The sequence below is a fragment of the Rhizobium sp. Leaf371 genome (genome assembly GCF_001424045.1).
Lineage (GTDB): Bacteria > Pseudomonadota > Alphaproteobacteria > Rhizobiales > Rhizobiaceae > Ferranicluibacter.
Genome location: NZ_LMQB01000023.1, coordinates 319,391 through 336,761 on the forward strand (window position 1 = coordinate 319,391; position 17,371 = coordinate 336,761).

Here is a 17,371-nt window from a genome sequence, read left to right on the forward strand (position 1 = left end):
GAAATCATGCGTTCTGCCGCGGGAACGGCCGGCGGAATTTTCCGGGCTTATGCACGGGCGATGCCCGACAATCAAGGTGGTTCTCCGTCGGCCGCGCGTTCCCGCCGCACGAGACTATCCGTTGATTGGTTGAAGGAGATCCCAGAGATTGCCGAAGGGGTCGGAAAAGACGGCGACAGTGCCATAGGGCTCGTGCCGCGGCTCCTCCTTGAACGTGACGCCTTTGGCAAGCATCGCAGCGTGATCGCGGGCGAAATCGTCGGTGAAGAGGAAGAACGAGACCCGTCCGCCAGTCTGGTTGCCGATGGCTGCCACTTGGCCCACGCCGTCGGCCTTGGCGATCAGAAGCGCTGTTTCCTGCGCGCCCGGTGGCCGCAGGACCACCCAGCGCTTGCCGTCTCCCAGATCGACGTCCTCCAGGAGCTCGAAGCCGATATCGTCGCGGTAGAAGGCGATCGCGTCGTCGTAATCGGGCACGACGAGCGTTATGCGGGCGATTGTCTGGGCCATCTGTTCCTCTTGAGCGCGGTCAGATCTGCGGTGGAGGCAGGACGCTGGTGTCGGCCTCCTCCTTGGCGGTTTGCGGGCGCGGCTTGCGCTTCAGGTTGCGGCGGAGCATCGAGGCATCCGCGCCACCGATCGCAAAGGCGAGCACGAAATAGACCATCATCGCCATCCCGATCAGCAGCATCAATGCGGTCAGCTGCGTCAGGAGACGCGCCTGCGGGGTCAGCCAGTCGGCGAGGTAGCCGGAGGCATAGTGGAGCGCGACCGCCATGACGGCCGTTGCCGCGAGAAGGCGCAGGACGCGCGAGAAGAGCGCGGGCTCCCACGCCCAGTGACCGCGGCGCACGAGCGTGACGAAGAGCAGCACCGTCGTCAGCCAGCCGGAGGCGGCTTCGGCGGTGGCAATGCCGCGTTCCCCGTAGAGCGGAAAGAGGGAGACGGCCAGCAGGCAGTTGAAAGCGACCGAAATGCCGGTGAACCGCATCGGCGTCTTGGTGTCCTCGCGCGCGAAGAAGCCCGGATTGAGCGCCTTGATCATGACGAAGGCGGGAAGACCGAGGCCGTAGATCGCGAGCGTCGAGGCGACGGTTGCCGTGGTCGCCGGCGAAAAGGCGCCGCGCTCGTAGAGCACCCGCACGATCTCGTCGGAGATGACCCAGATGGCGCCAGCGGCCGGCAGGGTGAGAAACAGGACGAATTCGAGCGAGCGGTTCTGCAGGTTCGCCGCTTCCTTCATCGCACCCCCGCGCAGCGCGCGCGACAGTTCGGGCAGGAGCACGACGCCGACGGCGATGCCGACGACGCCGAGCGGCAACTGGTACACCCGGTCGGCATATTGCAGCACGGCGATGGCGCCGTCCTTGGTGGAGGCGATCATCTGCCCGATCAGCTGGTTGATCTGGGTGATGCCGCCGGTGATTGCGGCGGGAAAGGCAAGCACCAGCAGGCGTTTAACGTTCGGCGTATAGCGCGGGCGGCGAAGGCCGAACCGCATGCCGGCATGGCGCACGCCTGCATAGAGCACAGCCATCTGAAGGATGCCCGCAACGAGCACGCCCCAGGAGAGATACCAGGCCGTCATCAGCGGATCGGCACCGGTCCACAGGCCGTAGGCGAGCGCCGTGATCAGGGTCAGATTGAGAAAGACCGGGGCGATGGCGGCTGCGAAATAATGATGCAGCGAGTTCAGCATGCCCGACAGCATCGCCGTCAGCGACATGCACATCAGATAGGGAAACATGACGACGGCAAGCTTCACCGTGATGTCGAACTTCTCGGCATCGCCGACGAAGCCGGGCGCAATGATCGTCGAGACGATCAGCGGCATGGCCAGTTCCATCGCGATGGTGATGACGAGCAGCACGGTGAAGAGAACGCCGAGGACCTCCTCGGAGAAGCGCTTCGCGCCATCGATGCCGTTCGCCTCGATCTCCTTGGCAAACAGCGGCACGAAAGCGGCGTTGAAGGCACCTTCGGCAAAGAGCCGGCGGAAGAGATTGGGGAAGCGGAAGGCGGCGTAGAAGGCATCGGCCATGGGACCGGTGCCGAGCGCTGCAGCCATCAGCGTTTCGCGGCCAAAGCCGAGCAGTCGGCTGCCGAGCGTGGCTCCGCCGACGGTTGCAAACTTGCGCGCGAGACTCATCCTTCGGCCTTCATTTTGCGGGGTCCTGCAGGCCGCGTGTTCGGCGGCGGTGCAGCGGCACCCGGCGCCGGTTGACCCTGCGGGGCATTGCCCGGGGCAACCTGGCCCGGTGGTTCCTTACCCATGGGAACATGGCCTAGGGGTGCGATCCCCTGGGCGATGATGCCGGCCGGCATGCGGTCGCGCACCTCGTCGGCCTGTTCGGCCATCACCGCCTTCAGGCGGGCGGTGATGTGGCCGTGCCGCGTCTCGTTGGTGATCTTCGCGCCCACGAGATCGGTGACGTAGAAGGTGTCGATGACCTTTTCGCCGAAGGTGGTGATGTGGGCGGAGTGGATATCGAGCGACAGGTCCGCCAGCACCGCCGTGATTTCGGACAGAAGACCGGTCCGGTCGAGGCACTCGACCTCGATGACCGTGAACTTGTTCGACAGCGAATTGCTGATCGTGACGGCCGGGGGCACGGTGAAGGTCTTGTTGCGCTTGCGCCCCTTGGTGCGGCTGGCGATGACGCCCGGCAGATCCTTCTTGCCGGACAGAACGTCCTCGATCATGCGGCCGATGCTTGCAGCACGTCGCGTTTCGTCGTCATCGACCGTGAATTCGCGGTTGATGAGAATGGTATCGAGCGCGCGCCCGTCCGACGTCGTGAAAATCTGCGCATCAACGATGTTGGCACCCGCCGCCGCGCAGGCGCCGGCGATGATGGCCAGCAGGCGCGGATGGTCGGGTGCGAGCACCGTGATCTCGGTAATGGCGTGGAACTGGTGCGTCCGCACCATGGTCGCCAGCGTCCGCGCGGCCTTGTCCGTCTCCCGGATGAAACGGGCATGCCGCACTTGATCGTCCAGCGACACCGATAGAAGATAGGGCTGGTAGTGCAGCCGCGAATAGGTCTTGCGATCCTTCTGGCTGAAATCGGCCAGCGCATCGAAGAGCAGCGAGGCCGCATGTGCAGCCCGCTCCTTGCGCGGCACGTCCGAAAATCCGCCGGACAGCAGCAGCTCCGTCTCATAGTATAGCGTGCGCAGCAGCTGGCCCTTCCAGCCGTTCCACACGCCGGGGCCGACGGCGCGGATGTCGCAGACCGTCAGGATCATCAGCATCTTCAATCGGTCGAGCGACTGGACGCGTTCGGCGAAGTCGAGGATCGTCTTGCGGTCGTTGAGGTCGCGCGTCTGCGCGACCATCGACATCGTCAGATGCTCCTCGATCAGCCACGCCACCGTTTCCGTCTGCTTGTGCGTCAGTCGGAGGCGGGGTCCGAGACGGCGGGCGAGCCGCGCGCCGGCCTGGGAATGATCCTCCGGACGCCCCTTGGCGACATCGTGCAGAAGCACGGCGACATAAAGCGCGGTGCGCTCCTCGACCTGCGGCATGAGCTTGCCGGCGAGCGGATGAATGTCCTGGTCGAGCCCGCGATCGATGCGCGACAGCATGTCCACGGACCGCAGCAGATGCTCGTCCACCGTATAGTGGTGGTACATGTTGAACTGCATCAGCGAGACGATGCGGCCGAACTCGGGAATGAAGCGTCCGAGCACGCCGGCCTCGTTCATGCGGCGCAAGACGAGTTCCGGGTCGCGGCGCGAGGTGAGGATGGAGATGAAGAGGCGGTTCGCCTCCTCGTTTTCCCGCAGGGCCGGCGTGATGAGGCCGAGCGAGCGCGTCAGCTGCTTGAGCGCGGCCGGGTGGAACTCCAATCCGTTGACATCGGCGATGTGGAAGAAGCGGATGAGGTTGACCGGGTCGCGCCGGAAGATGTCGGGGCTCGCCAGCGCAATGCGGCCGCCATCGTCGACGAATTCGAGCGAACCGGGAATTTTCCGCACACGGCGGCGGAAGCGGTTGATGACGGCGGAGAAGCCCGGCAGTTCCTTGGCCTGCTGGTCTTCCAGCGCCGCGCAGAAGATGCGCGTGAGGTCGCCGACATTCTTGGCGACCAGAAAATAGTGCTTCATGAAGCGCTCGACGGAAGTCATGCCGGGATGATCCTGATAGCCGAGGCTCTCGGCGATCTCGCGCTGGATGTCGAACGACAGGCGCTCCTCGGATTTTCCGGTCAGGAAGTGCATGTGGCAGCGCACGGCCCAGAGGAAATCGTCGGACTTGCGGAACAGGTGGTATTCGGAGCGCGAGAGAACGCCGAGCTTCACCAAATCGGCCGATTCGCGGACGCGGTAATAATATTTCGCAATCCAGAACAGCGTGTGCAGATCGCGCAGGCCGCCTTTGCCTTCCTTGACGTTCGGCTCTACGAGATAGCGCGTATCGCCGGCCTTGCGGTGGCGCTCGTTGCGCTCGGCGAGCTTGGCGGCGATGAATTGCGGGCCGGTATTGCGCACGATCTCGTCGTCGAACCGGGCTTCCAGATCGTCCACCAGTCCGGCGCAGCCGCAGATCAGGCGCGCTTCGAGAATGGCGGTGCGGATCGTCATATCCTCTTCCGACAGACGGATGCACTCTTCGACCGTGCGGGTGGCGTGGCCGACCTTGAAACCCATGTCCCACAGAAGATAGAGCATGTATTCGATCGCCGGCTCGCAGAAGGGCATCTTCTTGGACGGCAGGAGAAACAGGAGATCGATGTCGGAACCGGGCGCCAGCGTGCCGCGGCCGTAGCCGCCGACGGCCGCCACCGCGATCTGCATGGAGGGCGGCACGCTCGAGGCGCTGAAGATGTGGTGCAGCACGAAATCGTGCAGGATGGCGATCAGCCGGTCCTGCAGCCAGGAAATGCGCGCCGCACAGGCAAGCCCGCCGCCGTCCTGCTTGAGCAGTTCGTAGGCCTTGGCACGTCCACGAACATTGGCGTCCTTGAGCGTGGCGAGCAAGGCCTGCCGCATGGGATCGCGCTGCTCGGCATGCGCCGATGCGATGAAATCCACCTTGGCCTTGAGGGCTGCGATGTCCAGGATGTCGCTGAAGTCGATGTCCTGTCTCCTTGGCGCCGGCCGGATGTACTCCGGGCGCGCGATAGCTGCGAGCCGCTCTTTTGGCATCACATTCCGAACCTTCCGCCCTTCCGGCGTCTCTCTGCCACCGGTCGCGGCTCGATCGTCGCTTGCGCCCCACCCCCGAATTCCCATGGGGCCTGAAGACGATAGGGCCAAACGATTGCCAAGACGTTTCCGTCCGGGCCGATCCGTTGCTTCCAAGCGGGCAAATGCGCCCTTTCAAAGGCGTCTTTAAGCCGCCCGCCTGACCCAGGGCTGGATATGCTCGCGGCGCGCCGGAAAGGTCAAGCGGGGGCGGACAGGATCCTGCGCGGCCCCGCCTCAGGCACGGGCGTTACAGGCGTCAGGAGAGCTGCTTCTTCAGGGCGTAGAGCGCGTCCATCGCCTCGCGCGGCGTCATGTCGTCGGGGTTGAGCCGCCTCAGCGCATCTTCGACCGCGGACGGTTTGGCGCGCGCGACCTCCTCGCGGCGGATGGCCACCTGGAACAGAGGAAGATCGTCGATCAGCTGGCTCGCCGGGTTTTTCCGGTCGGCATCCTCGAGTTTCGCCAGCACGTCCTTTGCGCGCGCGACGACGGCAGCCGGCAGGCCGGCCAGACGTGCGACCTGGATGCCGTAGGAGCGATCGGCCGAACCCGGGCCCACCTCGTGCAGAAAGATCACGTCGCCGTCCCATTCCTTGACGCGCATGGTGACGTTGGACAGGCGTTTGAGCTTCTCCGAAAGCACGGTCAGCTCGTGGAAATGCGTGGCGAACAGGCCGCGGCAACGATTGGCCTCGTGCAGATGCTCGACGGCCGCCCAGGCGATCGACAGACCGTCGAAGGTCGCCGTGCCCCGGCCAATTTCGTCGAGAATGACGAGCGAGCGATCCGTCGCCTGATTGAGGATGGCCGCCGTCTCGACCATCTCGACCATGAACGTCGATCGCCCGCGCGCGAGATCGTCGGAGGCGCCGACACGGGAGAAGAGGCGATCGACCACGCCGATATGGGCGCTGGCGGCAGGCACATAGGAGCCCATCTGCGCCATGATGGCGATCAGCGCGTTCTGGCGAAGAAAGGTCGATTTACCGCCCATGTTGGGGCCGGTCAGCAGCCACAGGGCGCCATCGCCTTCTGGCGACAGGGGCGAGAGATCGCAGGTATTGGCGACGAAGGCGGCGGATGCCTGGCGGCGCAGCGCCTGCTCGACCACCGGATGCCGGCCCCCGTCGATCGCAAACATCTTCGAGGCATCCACCGTCGGACGTCGGTAATCCTGCTCTTCGGCAAGCACGGCAAGCCCGGCGGAGACGTCGAGAATGGCAAGCGCCAACGCCGCCGCCTTGATCTCCTCGGCTGCGGCAATGACGGCTTCGACCATGCTGTCGAAGGCGGCAAGCTCGATCCCGAGTGCCCGGTCGGCGGCATTGGCGATCTTGGTCTCGAGGTCCGCAAGCTCGGTGGTGGTGAACCGCATCGAATTCGCCATGGTCTGGCGGTGGATGAAGCGGGCTTTGGCGCCCTCTCCGTCCGTCATGGGACCGGCATTGCCTGCCGTCACCTCGATGAAATAGCCGAGCACATTGTTGTACTTGATCTTCAGCGAGCGGATGCCGGTTTCCTCGGCATAGCTCAGCTGCAGCGCGGCGATGACCCGGCGGGACTGGTCGCGCAGCGCGCGCATCTCGTCGAGCTCGGCATGGCAGCCATCCCGCAGGAAGCCGCCGTCGCGCTTCAGGAGCGGCAGGTCGTCGGCGAGCATGCCGGACAGTTTTTCGGACAGTTGGGAGGGCAACCGGGCAAGCGAGGTGCGTGCCGCTTCCAGCTCCGGCGGCAGGTCCGGCTGGCCGATCAGCCGGGCGATCTCGGAACCGGTCCGGATGCCGATCAGCACCGCGCCGAGATCGCGCGGACCACCGCGGCCGAGCGAGAGGCGCGACAGGGCGCGCGGCATGTCCGGCACATGCTTCAGCGCCGCCCGCAGATCGGCCGAGAGCGACGGCTGCGCGAGGATCGTGGCGATGGAGTCGAGACGCGTGCGGATGCGGTCCGGATCGGTCAAAGGCGACATCAGCCGCTCGGCGAGAAGACGGCCGCCGCCGCCGGTCACGGTGCGGTCGAGGGCTCGCAGCAGGGAACCGTCCCGGCTGCCCGAGAGGGTCTTGACCAGTTCCAGGTTCGCGCGCGTGGCGGGATCGATGAAGAGCGTCGAGGCGGCGCTTTCGCGCTCGGGGATGTCGAGCGGCGGGCGTTCGGCGAGCTGGGTTTTTTCGACATAGCCGACGGCGGCCGAGGCGGCGGCCAGCTCGGCGCGGGAAAACTGGCCGAAACCATCGAGCGTCTTCACGCCGTAATAACGGGCCAGACGGTTTTCGGCGGTGGCGCTATCGAACAGGATGGCCGGCTGCGGCACGGCAACGCGCCCGATGACATCGAGCACGGGGCGCATGTCGGGATCGTAGAACAGCGTGTCGGCGAGGATGAGTTCGCGCGGCTCGATGCGCAGGATATCGGCGAGAAGCCGCGTTTCCGTCGTTTCGGAGAGACGGAAGATGCCGGTGGAAATATCGATCCAGGCAAGCGCAAAGGCCGGCTCGGCGCTGCCGCGCAGACGCGCCATGGCCATCAGGTAGTTGCTCTCCGACGCGACGAGCAGCTTTTCCTCGGTGATGGTTCCCGGCGTGACCAGACGCACGACGTCCCGCTTGACGACCGACTTGGAGCCGCGCTTGCGGGCCTCGGCCGGGTCTTCCGTCTGTTCGCAAACGGCGACGCGGAAGCCGAGGCCGATCAGCTTCTGCAGGTAATCATCGGCAGCGTGGATCGGCACGCCGCACATGGGAATGTCCTGACCGAGGTGCTGCCCACGCTTCGTCAACACGATCCCGAGTGCGCGCGAGGCTTCCAGAGCATCGTCGAAGAACAGCTCGTAAAAATCCCCCATGCGATAGAACAGGAGGGAGCCGGGATTGTTGGCCTTGATCTCGATATACTGTTCCATCATCGGCGTCGCCTGCACGCGCACTTCGGGCGGCACCGCGGATGACGCAGCCGTTGCTTCGGCCGTCGAGGGGAAATGTGTCGTCAAGATATACCAGATTTCGCTAAAAAAGCCGCCAGCCGGCCAAAAAGACAGTGTCACCCTAGCGAACGGCGTCTATAGAAGACAACAAGAAAGCGCGGCCGGGGGTGGCCGCCCACAGAAGCTTGAGGGATCCGAGGGAGCATCGACATGGCAAACGAACGCAAGGCCCGTGCAGGCGGTACAGCCGTCACCGATCAGGAAGCGCTGGATTTTCACGCGCAGGGACGCCCCGGCAAGCTGGAGATCACGCCGACGAAGCCGATGGCAACGCAGCGCGATCTGTCGCTCGCCTACTCGCCCGGCGTCGCGGTTCCCGTGAAGGCGATCGCCGCCGATCCGGCAACGGCCTATGATTATACGACGCGCGGCAACATGGTCGCCGTCATCTCCAACGGCACCGCCATTCTCGGCCTCGGCAATCTCGGCGCCCTCGCCTCCAAGCCCGTCATGGAAGGCAAGTCGGTTCTCTTCAAGCGGTTTGCGGACGTCGATTCCATCGACCTCGAAGTCGATACCGAAGATGCGGACACCTTCATCAACTGCGTGCGCTATCTCGGGCCCTCTTTCGGTGGCATCAATCTCGAGGATATCAAGGCGCCGGAATGCTTCATCATCGAGCAGAAGCTGCGCGAGATCATGGACATTCCGGTGTTTCACGACGACCAGCACGGCACCGCGATCATCGCGACGGCCGGCCTGATCAACGCGCTGGAGCTGACCGGCCGCGACCTGAAGACCACCCGGCTCGTCTGCAACGGCGCGGGTGCTGCGGCCATCGCCTGCGTCGAACTGATCAAGTCGCTCGGCTTTGCGCCCGAGAACATCATCATGTGCGACACCAAGGGCGTGATCTACCAGGGCCGCACCGAGGGCATGAACCAGTGGAAGTCGGCCCATGCGGTCAAGACCGACCGGCGGACGCTGGAAGAGGCGATGGACGGCGCGGACGTCGTGCTCGGCCTGTCGCAGAAGGGCGCTTTCTCCGAAGCCATGATCCGCTCGATGGCGCCGCAGCCGATCATTTTCGCCATGGCCAATCCCGATCCGGAAATCACGCCGGAAGAGGTTGCCTCCATCCGTGACGACGCGATCATGGCGACCGGGCGCTCCGACTATCCGAACCAGGTCAACAACGTTCTCTGCTTCCCCTACATGTTCCGCGGCGCGCTGGACGTGCGGGCGACCACGATCAACGAGGACATGAAGATCGCCGCGGCGCGGGCGCTCGCAAGCCTTGCCAAGGAGGATGTGCCCGACGACGTCGCGGCTGCCTATCAGGGCAACCGTCCCCGGTTCGGCGCGCAGTACATCATTCCCGTGCCCTTCGATCCGCGCCTGATCTCGTCGATTCCGGTCGCCGTCGCCAAGGCCGCGATGGAAAGCGGCGTGGCGCAGAAGCCGATCGCCGATCTCGCCGCCTACGGCCACCAGCTTTCGATGCGCCGCGACCCCATCGCCTCGACGCTCGCACGGATCTACGAGCGGGTGCGGCTTGCGCCGAAGCGGATCGTCTTTACCGAGGGCGAGGAAGTGCCGATGATGCGCTCGGCCCTCGCCTATGCCAATCAGAAGCTCGGTACGGCCCTGCTGCTCGGCCGCGAGGACCGCATGCGCGAGACGGCGGCGCGCGAGGGCATCGATCTCGACCGCCCCGGCATCAAGCTCGTCAATGCCCGCATTTCCGATCGCACCGGCGCCTACACGGACTATCTCTATGCCCGCCTGCAGCGGGAGGGTTACCTGTTTCGCGACGCGCAGCGGCTGATCAACAACGACCGCAACCACTTCGCCGCCTGCATGGTCGCGCTGGGTGACGCCGACGGCATGGTGACAGGCATCACCCGCAACTACTCGACCGCCCTCGACGATGTCAGGCGCTGTATCGATGCCAAGCCGGGGCACCGGGTGATCGGCGTGTCGATCGCGCTCTGCCGGGGCCGCACGGTTCTGGTCGCGGATACGGCGGTGCACGACATGCCGTCCTCCGAGGAACTGGCGGATATCGCCGTGGAGGCCGCAGGGCTCGCAAGACGCCTCGGCTATGTCCCGCGCGTGGCGATGCTGGCCTACTCCACCTTCGGGCATCCGCATGGCGAGCGCTCGGACCGGGTCCGCGAGGCTGTGAAGATCCTCGACCGGCGTCGCGTCGATTTCGAGTATGACGGGGAAATGGCGGCCGATGTCGCGCTGAACATGAAAGCGATGGAGCAGTATCCGTTCTGCCGTCTGTCAGGCCCGGCCACGGTGCTCGTGATGCCGGCGTTCCATTCCGCCTCCATCTCGACCAAGATGCTGCAGGAACTGGGCGGTGCCACGATCATCGGCCCGCTGCTGGTCGGCCTCGACAAGCCCGTGCAGATCGTCTCCCTGACGGCCAAGGACTCCGAGATCGTCAACATGGCGGCGCTGGCCGCTTATAACGCCGGGTAACGCGGGGGCCTTCCCGAACCCCAACGAAAAATGCCCTTCCCGGTCTGGGAAGGGCATGAGATCCGGGAACCCGCGCGATCACGCCTCTTTTTCAGAGAGCGAAACGGCTGTTCAAAGCGCGAAGCGGGTGGCGTCGGCGCCGTAGTAATTCAGGTAACGGCCGGCGATGTTGGTGATGGGCAGGACGACGAGAATGTCAGTCGTGCGGAAGGCCTCGTCCACCACGGCGCCGTCGCCGACCATGGCGCCGATGCGCAGATAGCCCTTGATCAGTGGCGGCATGGCGGAGAGGGCGGCACGCGCCTGGATCGCCTCGACCGGCATGAGGTCCATGACGCGGTAAAGTTCCGGTCGCGCTTCCACCTGCCAATCGCCGCTGGCCGGCACCGTGTGATGCAGGAAGGACAGAGCCAGCGCGTGATGTTCCGGAATGGTGCCGGGGAACGAGGCACAGCCGAACATCGCATCGATGCCATGCTTCAGCGCATAGGCCCAATTGCCCTGCCACAAAAGCTCCACGGTCCGCTTGGTGCGATAGGACGGCAGGACGCAGGAGCGGCCGAGTTCCATGAACCGCTTGCCGGGGTGACGGGCGATCATCGGGTCGATCAGGAATTCCGAGGCCGAATAAAAACCCTGGGCGGCGACGGCTACATCCTGTCGCAGCAAGCGGTAGGTTCCGACGATCTGGGCTTCCGACTGTCCGGGAAGCGAGGTGTCGAGCACGAGGAGATGGTCGCAGACGGCATCCCAGCCATCGATATCGCGGCCGATCAGGGCGGCACCAGCCGGGACGCGGGCGCCCATTTCCTCGACGAACACCTTGTAGCGCAGGGCCTGTGCGGCATCGATCTCAGAGGGCGTGCGGGCGATCCGCGTTTCGAGCGGCCCGATGCGGCCGAGCACATCGCTGGCCGGCGCGAGATCGCGCGGCGGGCGGGCCCGAGCAAGGGTCGGGCTCGCCACGGGCACGGACAGGGTGCGCAGAGCCGTCATGGATTCCAGAATTTCGATCGTCATCGCAGATTACCCCTAATCGCGAGCATGCGCCTGCACGTAAACCGCGAACGCTGAGGGAAGAAAACGGGTATTTTCCCGACATTTTCCGAATCACGCCCGGGCTGCGGTGGCAGTCCGCTTCCTGCAGGCCTTTAAGCATGTCACTGCAACAAGACCGTGACAAGGCTTGAGTGGTGATCCTTAGCCGGCAATCAATCGCGTGACCAGATCGATCAGAAGCTTGGGGTCGGCAGGCTTGGCCAGCACCGCATCCGCACCCGCCTCCAGCAAGGCGCGATGGGTTTCCGGTCGGCGGTCGGAGGTCTGCACGATGACGGGAAGCCGGGACGCGGCGTCCGTCGATTGCTCGGACAGACGCAGCCGACGCAGCGTCGTCAAAGCGTCGCCCGAGGGCATGTTGAGGTCCGTGATCAGGATTTTTGGCGCAGGCCCCTTGCCAGCAGCCTCCGGTGCTTCGCGATCGAGCAGGTCGTCCAATGCGGCAAAGTCCACGACATGGCGAACGGCGTGCCCCGCGCGCTCCAGCGTGCTTTTCAGGATCGCCGCATTGACCGGATCGTCCTCCCCGAGCAGCACGGTCGGCTCGACCAGCGCAACGGCTGAGGATGCGGTATCCATCTCGTCCCGAAGGAGCATCTCATCCCGAAGGACGGGGCGGTTGTCGTTGATGGCGTCGCGAACCTCGATGCCCCTCAGCTGGCCTTTGAGCACGGCCACCAGCGAGCGTTCCCGCAGCGGGCGAATGAGCCAGGCGTGAAAGCCGTCCGTCTGGTGCAGCGGCTGCTGGATGCGCTCTTCCGGATTGGCCAGATAGGTCCGCCGCAGCGGCAAGGCATCGAGGTCGGGCTTGTCGTCGCAGATCCTCCGGAACAGGGCGGCACAGCGATGATCGACGATGACATCGGTCAGCCGCGCGGCGCCGTCCGTGTCCGTCGTTGCCTGCAGCAGGTGCTCCGCCTGTCCCAAGGAGGAGACGAGGCGGCAGCGACCGCCCAGCGTCTCGATCGTCGCTGCCAGCGCCTCGGACGCGGGACCTTTCGGCGCGACCAGCAGCACCCGGGAGCTGGAAAGCGTGCGGCTGCGGGCCGGGGCGAGCGACGGGCCGGATGCCTGCAGGGGAAAGCGGATCTCGAAGAGGCTGCCGGCGCCGAGACGGCTGGAGACGGTGATGTCTCCGCCGAAGGCCCGGACGATCCGCCGCGAGATGGCGAGGCCGAGGCCGGTGCCGCCGGCCCGGGAGGCCGTGCTGCCGGCCTGTTCGAACGCATCGAAAATGCGCGACTGGTCGTCCGTCGTCATGCCCGGCCCGGTGTCCGTGACGCGCAGCACGAGGCTGCCCATCTGCTCGGCGCAGCTGACGAGAACGCCGCCCGTCGTCGTGAACTTGACGGCATTGCCCACCACGTTGAAGAGGACCTGCTTGAGGCGGGGACCGTCGATCTGCAGCGTGTCGGGCACGTCTGCCGCGATGGTGGAGGCGATTTCGATGCCTTTGGCGTGCGCACGATGCGACAGCATTTCCACGACGCTCTCGACCAGCGGACGAAGGGCCTGGCGTGTCGGGCGCAGAGCGAACCGCCCTGCTTCCATCGAGGCACAATCCAGCAGATCATCGACGAGCTGCACGAGGTCGTGACCGGACTGGCGCATGCCGGCAAGATAGTTCGCCTGCTGCGGCGTCAGCCGGGTCTGGTCGAGCAGGTCGCTCATGCCGAGAATGCCCGACAGCGGCGTGCGGATCTCGTGGCTGACCGTGGCCAGCAGATGCGATTTCGCCTGGCTTTCGGCCTCGGCTCTTCGCAGCGCCGCCGCGTTGTCGCGCGCCGCACTGACATTGTCGGTGATATCGCGACCAACGCTGACGATGCGCAACGTGCCGGTTCCGGCCTCGCGCGTCAGCACGTCGTGCCAGTCGAAGCAGCGCGGACCGTCGGGTGTGGGGAATTCGACCGTATAGCGACCGGAGGTGCCGGCAGGACGCAGCGCAAGCCCGAAGGCCTGACAAAATTGTCCCTCGGGCATCGGCGAGCCGGTGAGCGTGCGAAAGGTCTCGTTGGCTTCGAGAATAAGGCCTCCGGAGTCGCGCAGCATCGCCACGTCGCCGAGCGCGTCGTGGATCGCGAAGCGCGCCGTGCTGGCTTCGCGGGCTTCCCAGGCGCGATCGCCCGAGCCTTCGGACAGAGCGCTGCCTCCGCGACGCCCGTCACTGAACAGAAGGGCAATGCCGGCCAAGCCCGCAATGGCGAGGCAAAGCGGCAACAAGATCAGGTTTGCCTGCAGGCCTTCGGCAAGAATGGCGCCCGAGGCGAGAAGGCCGACGCCGGCAATGGCAGGGCGGAGGGCTAAAAGGCGGGCGCTGCCGGGCGTGATGTCCGTGCCGTCATGCTCGGGAAACGCTGCGCGCGCAGGGAGCAATTCGGGCAGCGCGTCGTGCCCCTCAGCAGGGGTCTGCGACAGGTGCTGGACGATCGTGCGCTGCAGTCTCGAAGGCTCGCTCATGCGCTTTGCCTATCATGCAGCCGTTGGAAATGATTTCAGCCGATCGATTGCATTTTAACGATCGCGCTTTTTTGCCTGCAGAATCTCGTCCAGCACGATCGCGCCGGCCCCAACGGAGATGAAGACATCGGCGAGGTTGAAGACGGCGAAAGACCAGGTCTCGGTGTAGAACAGGATATAGTCGATCACATAGCCGTAGAGAAACCGGTCGACGAGATTGCCGAGCGCACCGGCGATGATCATGGCATAGCCGAGATGGGCGAAGAAGCGGTCCTTCGGCGTCTTGCGCCAGAGCCAGAGCACGAAGCAAACCACCACGAGGCGCATGCCCACGATGAACCAGCCTTCCATGCCGGACAGCATGGAGAAGGCGACGCCGTAATTATAGACCCGGTAGAGCGCCAGCATGGGGATGACGTGAACGGCCTCCTCCATCGGCAGATAGGCCTCCACCGCCTGCTTGATCGCCTGATCGAGCACAAGCGCGAGAAGGATGAAGATCGCGATGGGCCTGGGGCGCGAAAACAGGGTCGGCCGGCTTTCGGGCGCGGTCGGGGCGAGAGGTGTCCGGCTGTCGGTCATCCGCGATCGTCCAGTGTCAGCAGGTGGCGCCGGGCCTCGAACAGCATGACGCCGGTGGCGATGGCGAGATTGAGCGAGTCCGCACGTCCGGCTTGGGGGATGCGGGCGAGCTTGTCGGCCTTGGCCGCAAGTTCGTCCGGCAGCCCGGCCTGCTCGTTGCCCATGAGGACGACGACCGGGCGCGGGCGGTAATCGATCGTGCGGTAATCGACCGCCCCGGCCAGATGGGTGCCGACGACCATGACGCCGGTCAATTTCTGCCATGCGAGAAACTCGGCCACCGTCGCGCGGAATACGGGCACGGCGAAGACCGAACCCATGGTCGCCCGCACGGTTTCGAGCGAGAAGGGATCCGTCGTCTCGCCGATCAGGATGACGCCGGAGACGCCGGCCGCATCCGCCGTGCGGATGATCGTACCGAGATTGCCGGGATCGCGCACCCTGTCGAGCGCCACATAGGTCTCGTTCGCCCGCGGCTTGATATCCTTCAGCATGCCGTAGCGCTGCTCGAACACGCCGACGACCATCTGCGGATTGTCGCGGCGGGTGACGGTGGCGATCACCTTTTCGCTGACTTCCAGCACGAGGCCGCCGCGCGCCACGGTGCGTGCGGCGATGTCGTCCACAGGCTTCTTGCCCTTGGCGGCCTTGGCATAGACCAGCGTGCGGATGGTCCAGCCGAGCTCGACCGCGTCGATGACGAGCTTCAGACCCTCGGCGATGAAGGTGCCGCTCTCGTCGCGCGCCTTCTTCTGGGTGAGCGCACGGATATCCTTGATGATCGGATTGGCAAGGCTCGTGACCTCTTTCACCTGTCCGACCCGGCCCTCGCCGCGTCCCACCTGTCCGCGCGGATTGCCGTTGCTGTAATCGCTGCTCATTTCGGCACCCACCGGCTGAAGAGAGACGTGGACAGCGCCCGGCCGACGCCGGCGTCACCATCCTGTTTGGATCCCGCGTTTTCGCGCAGGATCAGTTCGCCCGATTCGACGACGCCACCACGGCCGCGCATGATCTCGCGCATCAGCTCGTGGATGGAATAGAAGCTCGCCCGGATGGAATAGGCGGTCAGCACGAGACCGCGTGCGTCGTCGGAGAGGAGTTCGCGGCAGATGTCGAGCATGCCGGCGAGGTGATCGAACAGGTGCCAGACTTCGCCGTTCGGACCACGGCCGAACTTGGGCGGGTCTGTGAGAATGATGTCGTAGCGGCTGCCGCGGCGCTCCTCGCGCTGGATGAACTTCATCGCATCGTCGCAGATCCAGCGGATCGGCAGCGCCTCGGCCCGGCCGAGCGCCTGGTTCTCGCGACCCCAGCCGATCGCCTTTTTCGAGGCGTCGACATGCGTCACCTCAGCGCCGGCCTTCGCCGCAATCAGCGAGGCGACGCCGGTGTAGCCGAAAAGATTGAGCACTTTCAGCGGCCGGCCGGCCTCCTCCACCTGCGCCTTCATCCACCGCCAGTGCGCCAGCTGCTCGGGAAAGACGCCGACATGGCGGAAGGAGGTGAAACGGCCAAAGAATTCGGCGTCGAGCAGACGCATCGGCCAGGTCTCGCCGAGCATTTCGCGCGGAAAACGCCAACGGCCCATGCCGTCTTCGTCGGTGTCACCGGTAAAGATCGCGTCCGCCTGCTCCCAGAGCGGGCCTTGCGACTTCGGCCACAGTGCCTGCGCCTCGGGACGAACGATCGTGTAGGGGCCGTATTGCTCGAGCTTAAGCGCATCGCCGCTGTCGATCAGGCGATAATCCGCCTCCCCCGCCGTCTCCAGGATCACAGGCACGCGCTCCCCCGGCTTGGTGCCGGCGCGCTGACGCATGGTGACGGGCGTGGATGTATCCGAAGTTGGCTCTGCCGGCGACGGACGCGAGGTTGCCGGCTGCGGGCGGCTCGACGAGCGCTTCCCGTGCGGTTCCTGTCTCGAAGGCTCCTGCTTTGACGGTTTGGAACCGGCGTCCGAGCGCGCCGGGCCGGCGATCGGCGGACCCTTGCGGAACGGACCGGATTTCGGAGGCGCCTTACCGGGCGATCGTCTCTGCTTGTCCTTCAAGGGGCGTCATTTCCCGTTTCTTCAGCGTGTGGCGTGCAAATAGCATCGCAACTGCTCTTGGCAAAGCGGTTTCCGCCCGTAGATTTCGGTGCAAGGCGCGGCCGGGCGGGCGTAATCAGGATGGCCGCCGCTTGGCATGAGATCGAGGAGACTATCCATGGACATGACCGGTGAAGAGCGGATCTCCGCCCCGCGCGATGCCGTCTGGGCTGCCCTCAACGATCCCGAGGTGCTGAAGGGCTGTATTCCCGGCTGCACGCGGCTCGAATGGACCTCTCCCACAACATTGGATGCCGTCGTCACGGTCAAGTTCGGTTTCATGTCCATGGCGTTTTCGGGCGTCATCACGCTCACGAACATGAACCCGCCCGAGAGCTATACGATCTCCGGTGAAGGCAAGGGCGGCCTTGCCGGATATGCGAAGGGTGGAGCAGATGTGCGGCTGGTCGAGGATGGCGAGGAGACGATCCTGCATTACGCCATTGTTGCCGACGTCTCGGGCAAGATCGCAGCGCTCGGATCGAAGCTCGTGCAATCCGGCGCAAACCGGATCGCGAGCCGCTTCTTTTCGGACTTTACGTCCGCCGCCAATGCGAAGGCTGCAAAGGCCTGAG

At 65.1% G+C, this 17,371-nt stretch carries 10 protein-coding genes and 1 pseudogene; 2 read left to right on the forward strand and 9 right to left on the reverse strand.

Annotated elements, in window-relative coordinates:
• Positions 1 to 114: 114 nt before the first annotated feature.
• The 4 genes and pseudogenes from ASG39_RS12250 to mutS all read right to left on the reverse strand — a co-directional run bounded on the left by ASG39_RS12250 (position 115) and on the right by mutS (position 8,128).
• On the reverse strand, positions 115 to 510 hold the full coding sequence (locus tag ASG39_RS12250) for a VOC family protein (protein WP_062595264.1): 396 nt from the start codon (positions 508 to 510) through the stop codon (positions 115 to 117).
• Positions 511 to 529: 19 nt separating this feature from the next.
• Complete coding sequence (gene murJ / locus ASG39_RS12255; protein ID WP_062595265.1) at positions 530 to 2,149, reverse strand: murein biosynthesis integral membrane protein MurJ; 1,620 nt, start codon at positions 2,147 to 2,149, stop codon at positions 530 to 532.
• Between the two features lie 155 nt (positions 2,150 to 2,304).
• A pseudogene (locus ASG39_RS12260) lies at positions 2,305 to 5,151 on the reverse strand ([protein-PII] uridylyltransferase); the annotation flags it as partial.
• 298 nt (positions 5,152 to 5,449) lie between these two features.
• On the reverse strand, positions 5,450 to 8,128 hold the full coding sequence (mutS, locus tag ASG39_RS12265; protein ID WP_244481232.1) for a DNA mismatch repair protein MutS: 2,679 nt from the start codon (positions 8,126 to 8,128) through the stop codon (positions 5,450 to 5,452).
• Positions 8,129 to 8,323: 195 nt separating this feature from the next.
• Here mutS and ASG39_RS12270 point away from each other — a divergent pair, with 195 nt between their 5' ends.
• Positions 8,324 to 10,606: an NADP-dependent malic enzyme gene (locus tag ASG39_RS12270; protein ID WP_062595267.1), complete on the forward strand. Its 2,283-nt coding sequence runs from the start codon at positions 8,324 to 8,326 to the stop codon at positions 10,604 to 10,606.
• Between the two features lie 111 nt (positions 10,607 to 10,717).
• Here the strand turns inward: ASG39_RS12270 and ASG39_RS12275 are convergent, their stop codons facing one another.
• The 5 genes from ASG39_RS12275 to ASG39_RS12295 all read right to left on the reverse strand — a co-directional run bounded on the left by ASG39_RS12275 (position 10,718) and on the right by ASG39_RS12295 (position 16,757).
• Positions 10,718 to 11,626, reverse strand: a complete 909-nt coding sequence (locus ASG39_RS12275; RefSeq protein ID WP_132534832.1) for a GNAT family N-acetyltransferase — start codon at positions 11,624 to 11,626, stop codon at positions 10,718 to 10,720.
• A gap of 180 nt (positions 11,627 to 11,806) precedes the next feature.
• Positions 11,807 to 14,125 carry an ATP-binding protein gene (locus ASG39_RS12280; protein ID WP_082477195.1) on the reverse strand — a complete coding sequence of 773 codons (2,319 nt, stop codon included), beginning with the start codon at positions 14,123 to 14,125 and terminating at the stop codon, positions 11,807 to 11,809.
• A gap of 54 nt (positions 14,126 to 14,179) precedes the next feature.
• Entirely contained in the window at positions 14,180 to 14,707 is a 528-nt protein-coding gene (gene lspA / locus ASG39_RS12285) for a signal peptidase II (RefSeq protein WP_062595268.1), read from the reverse strand.
• Positions 14,704 to 15,588 carry an RNA methyltransferase gene (locus ASG39_RS12290; protein ID WP_062595269.1) on the reverse strand — a complete coding sequence of 295 codons (885 nt, stop codon included), beginning with the start codon at positions 15,586 to 15,588 and terminating at the stop codon, positions 14,704 to 14,706. Before ASG39_RS12290 ends, lspA begins: the two co-directional genes overlap by 4 nt.
• A complete protein-coding gene (locus tag ASG39_RS12295; RefSeq protein ID WP_062595270.1) occupies positions 15,585 to 16,757 on the reverse strand; it encodes a class I SAM-dependent rRNA methyltransferase in 1,173 nt (390 codons plus the stop codon). Before ASG39_RS12295 ends, ASG39_RS12290 begins: the two co-directional genes overlap by 4 nt.
• 157 nt (positions 16,758 to 16,914) lie before the next feature.
• Between ASG39_RS12295 and ASG39_RS12300 the strand changes: the two genes are divergently transcribed.
• Positions 16,915 to 17,370 (forward strand): carbon monoxide dehydrogenase subunit G, encoded by a 456-nt coding sequence (locus ASG39_RS12300; RefSeq protein ID WP_062595271.1) that lies wholly within the window; start codon positions 16,915 to 16,917, stop codon positions 17,368 to 17,370.
• The last annotated feature ends 1 nt before the right edge of the window (position 17,371 follow it).

Bases quoted from the DNA above. Each gene is read 5' to 3' on its own strand.
- ASG39_RS12250 (WP_062595264.1), bottom strand. From the start codon at position 510: ATGGCCCAGACAATCGCCCGCATAACGCTCGTCGTGCCCGATTACGAC.
- murJ (WP_062595265.1), bottom strand. From the start codon at position 2,149: ATGAGTCTCGCGCGCAAGTTTGCAACCGTCGGCGGAGCCACGCTCGGC.
- ASG39_RS12270 (WP_062595267.1), top strand. From the start codon at position 8,324: ATGGCAAACGAACGCAAGGCCCGTGCAGGCGGTACAGCCGTCACCGAT.
- ASG39_RS12275 (WP_132534832.1), bottom strand. From the start codon at position 11,626: ATGACGATCGAAATTCTGGAATCCATGACGGCTCTGCGCACCCTGTCC.
- ASG39_RS12280 (WP_082477195.1), bottom strand. From the start codon at position 14,125: ATGAGCGAGCCTTCGAGACTGCAGCGCACGATCGTCCAGCACCTGTCG.
- lspA (WP_062595268.1), bottom strand. From the start codon at position 14,707: ATGACCGACAGCCGGACACCTCTCGCCCCGACCGCGCCCGAAAGCCGG.
- ASG39_RS12290 (WP_062595269.1), bottom strand. From the start codon at position 15,588: ATGAGCAGCGATTACAGCAACGGCAATCCGCGCGGACAGGTGGGACGC.
- ASG39_RS12300 (WP_062595271.1), top strand. From the start codon at position 16,915: ATGGACATGACCGGTGAAGAGCGGATCTCCGCCCCGCGCGATGCCGTC.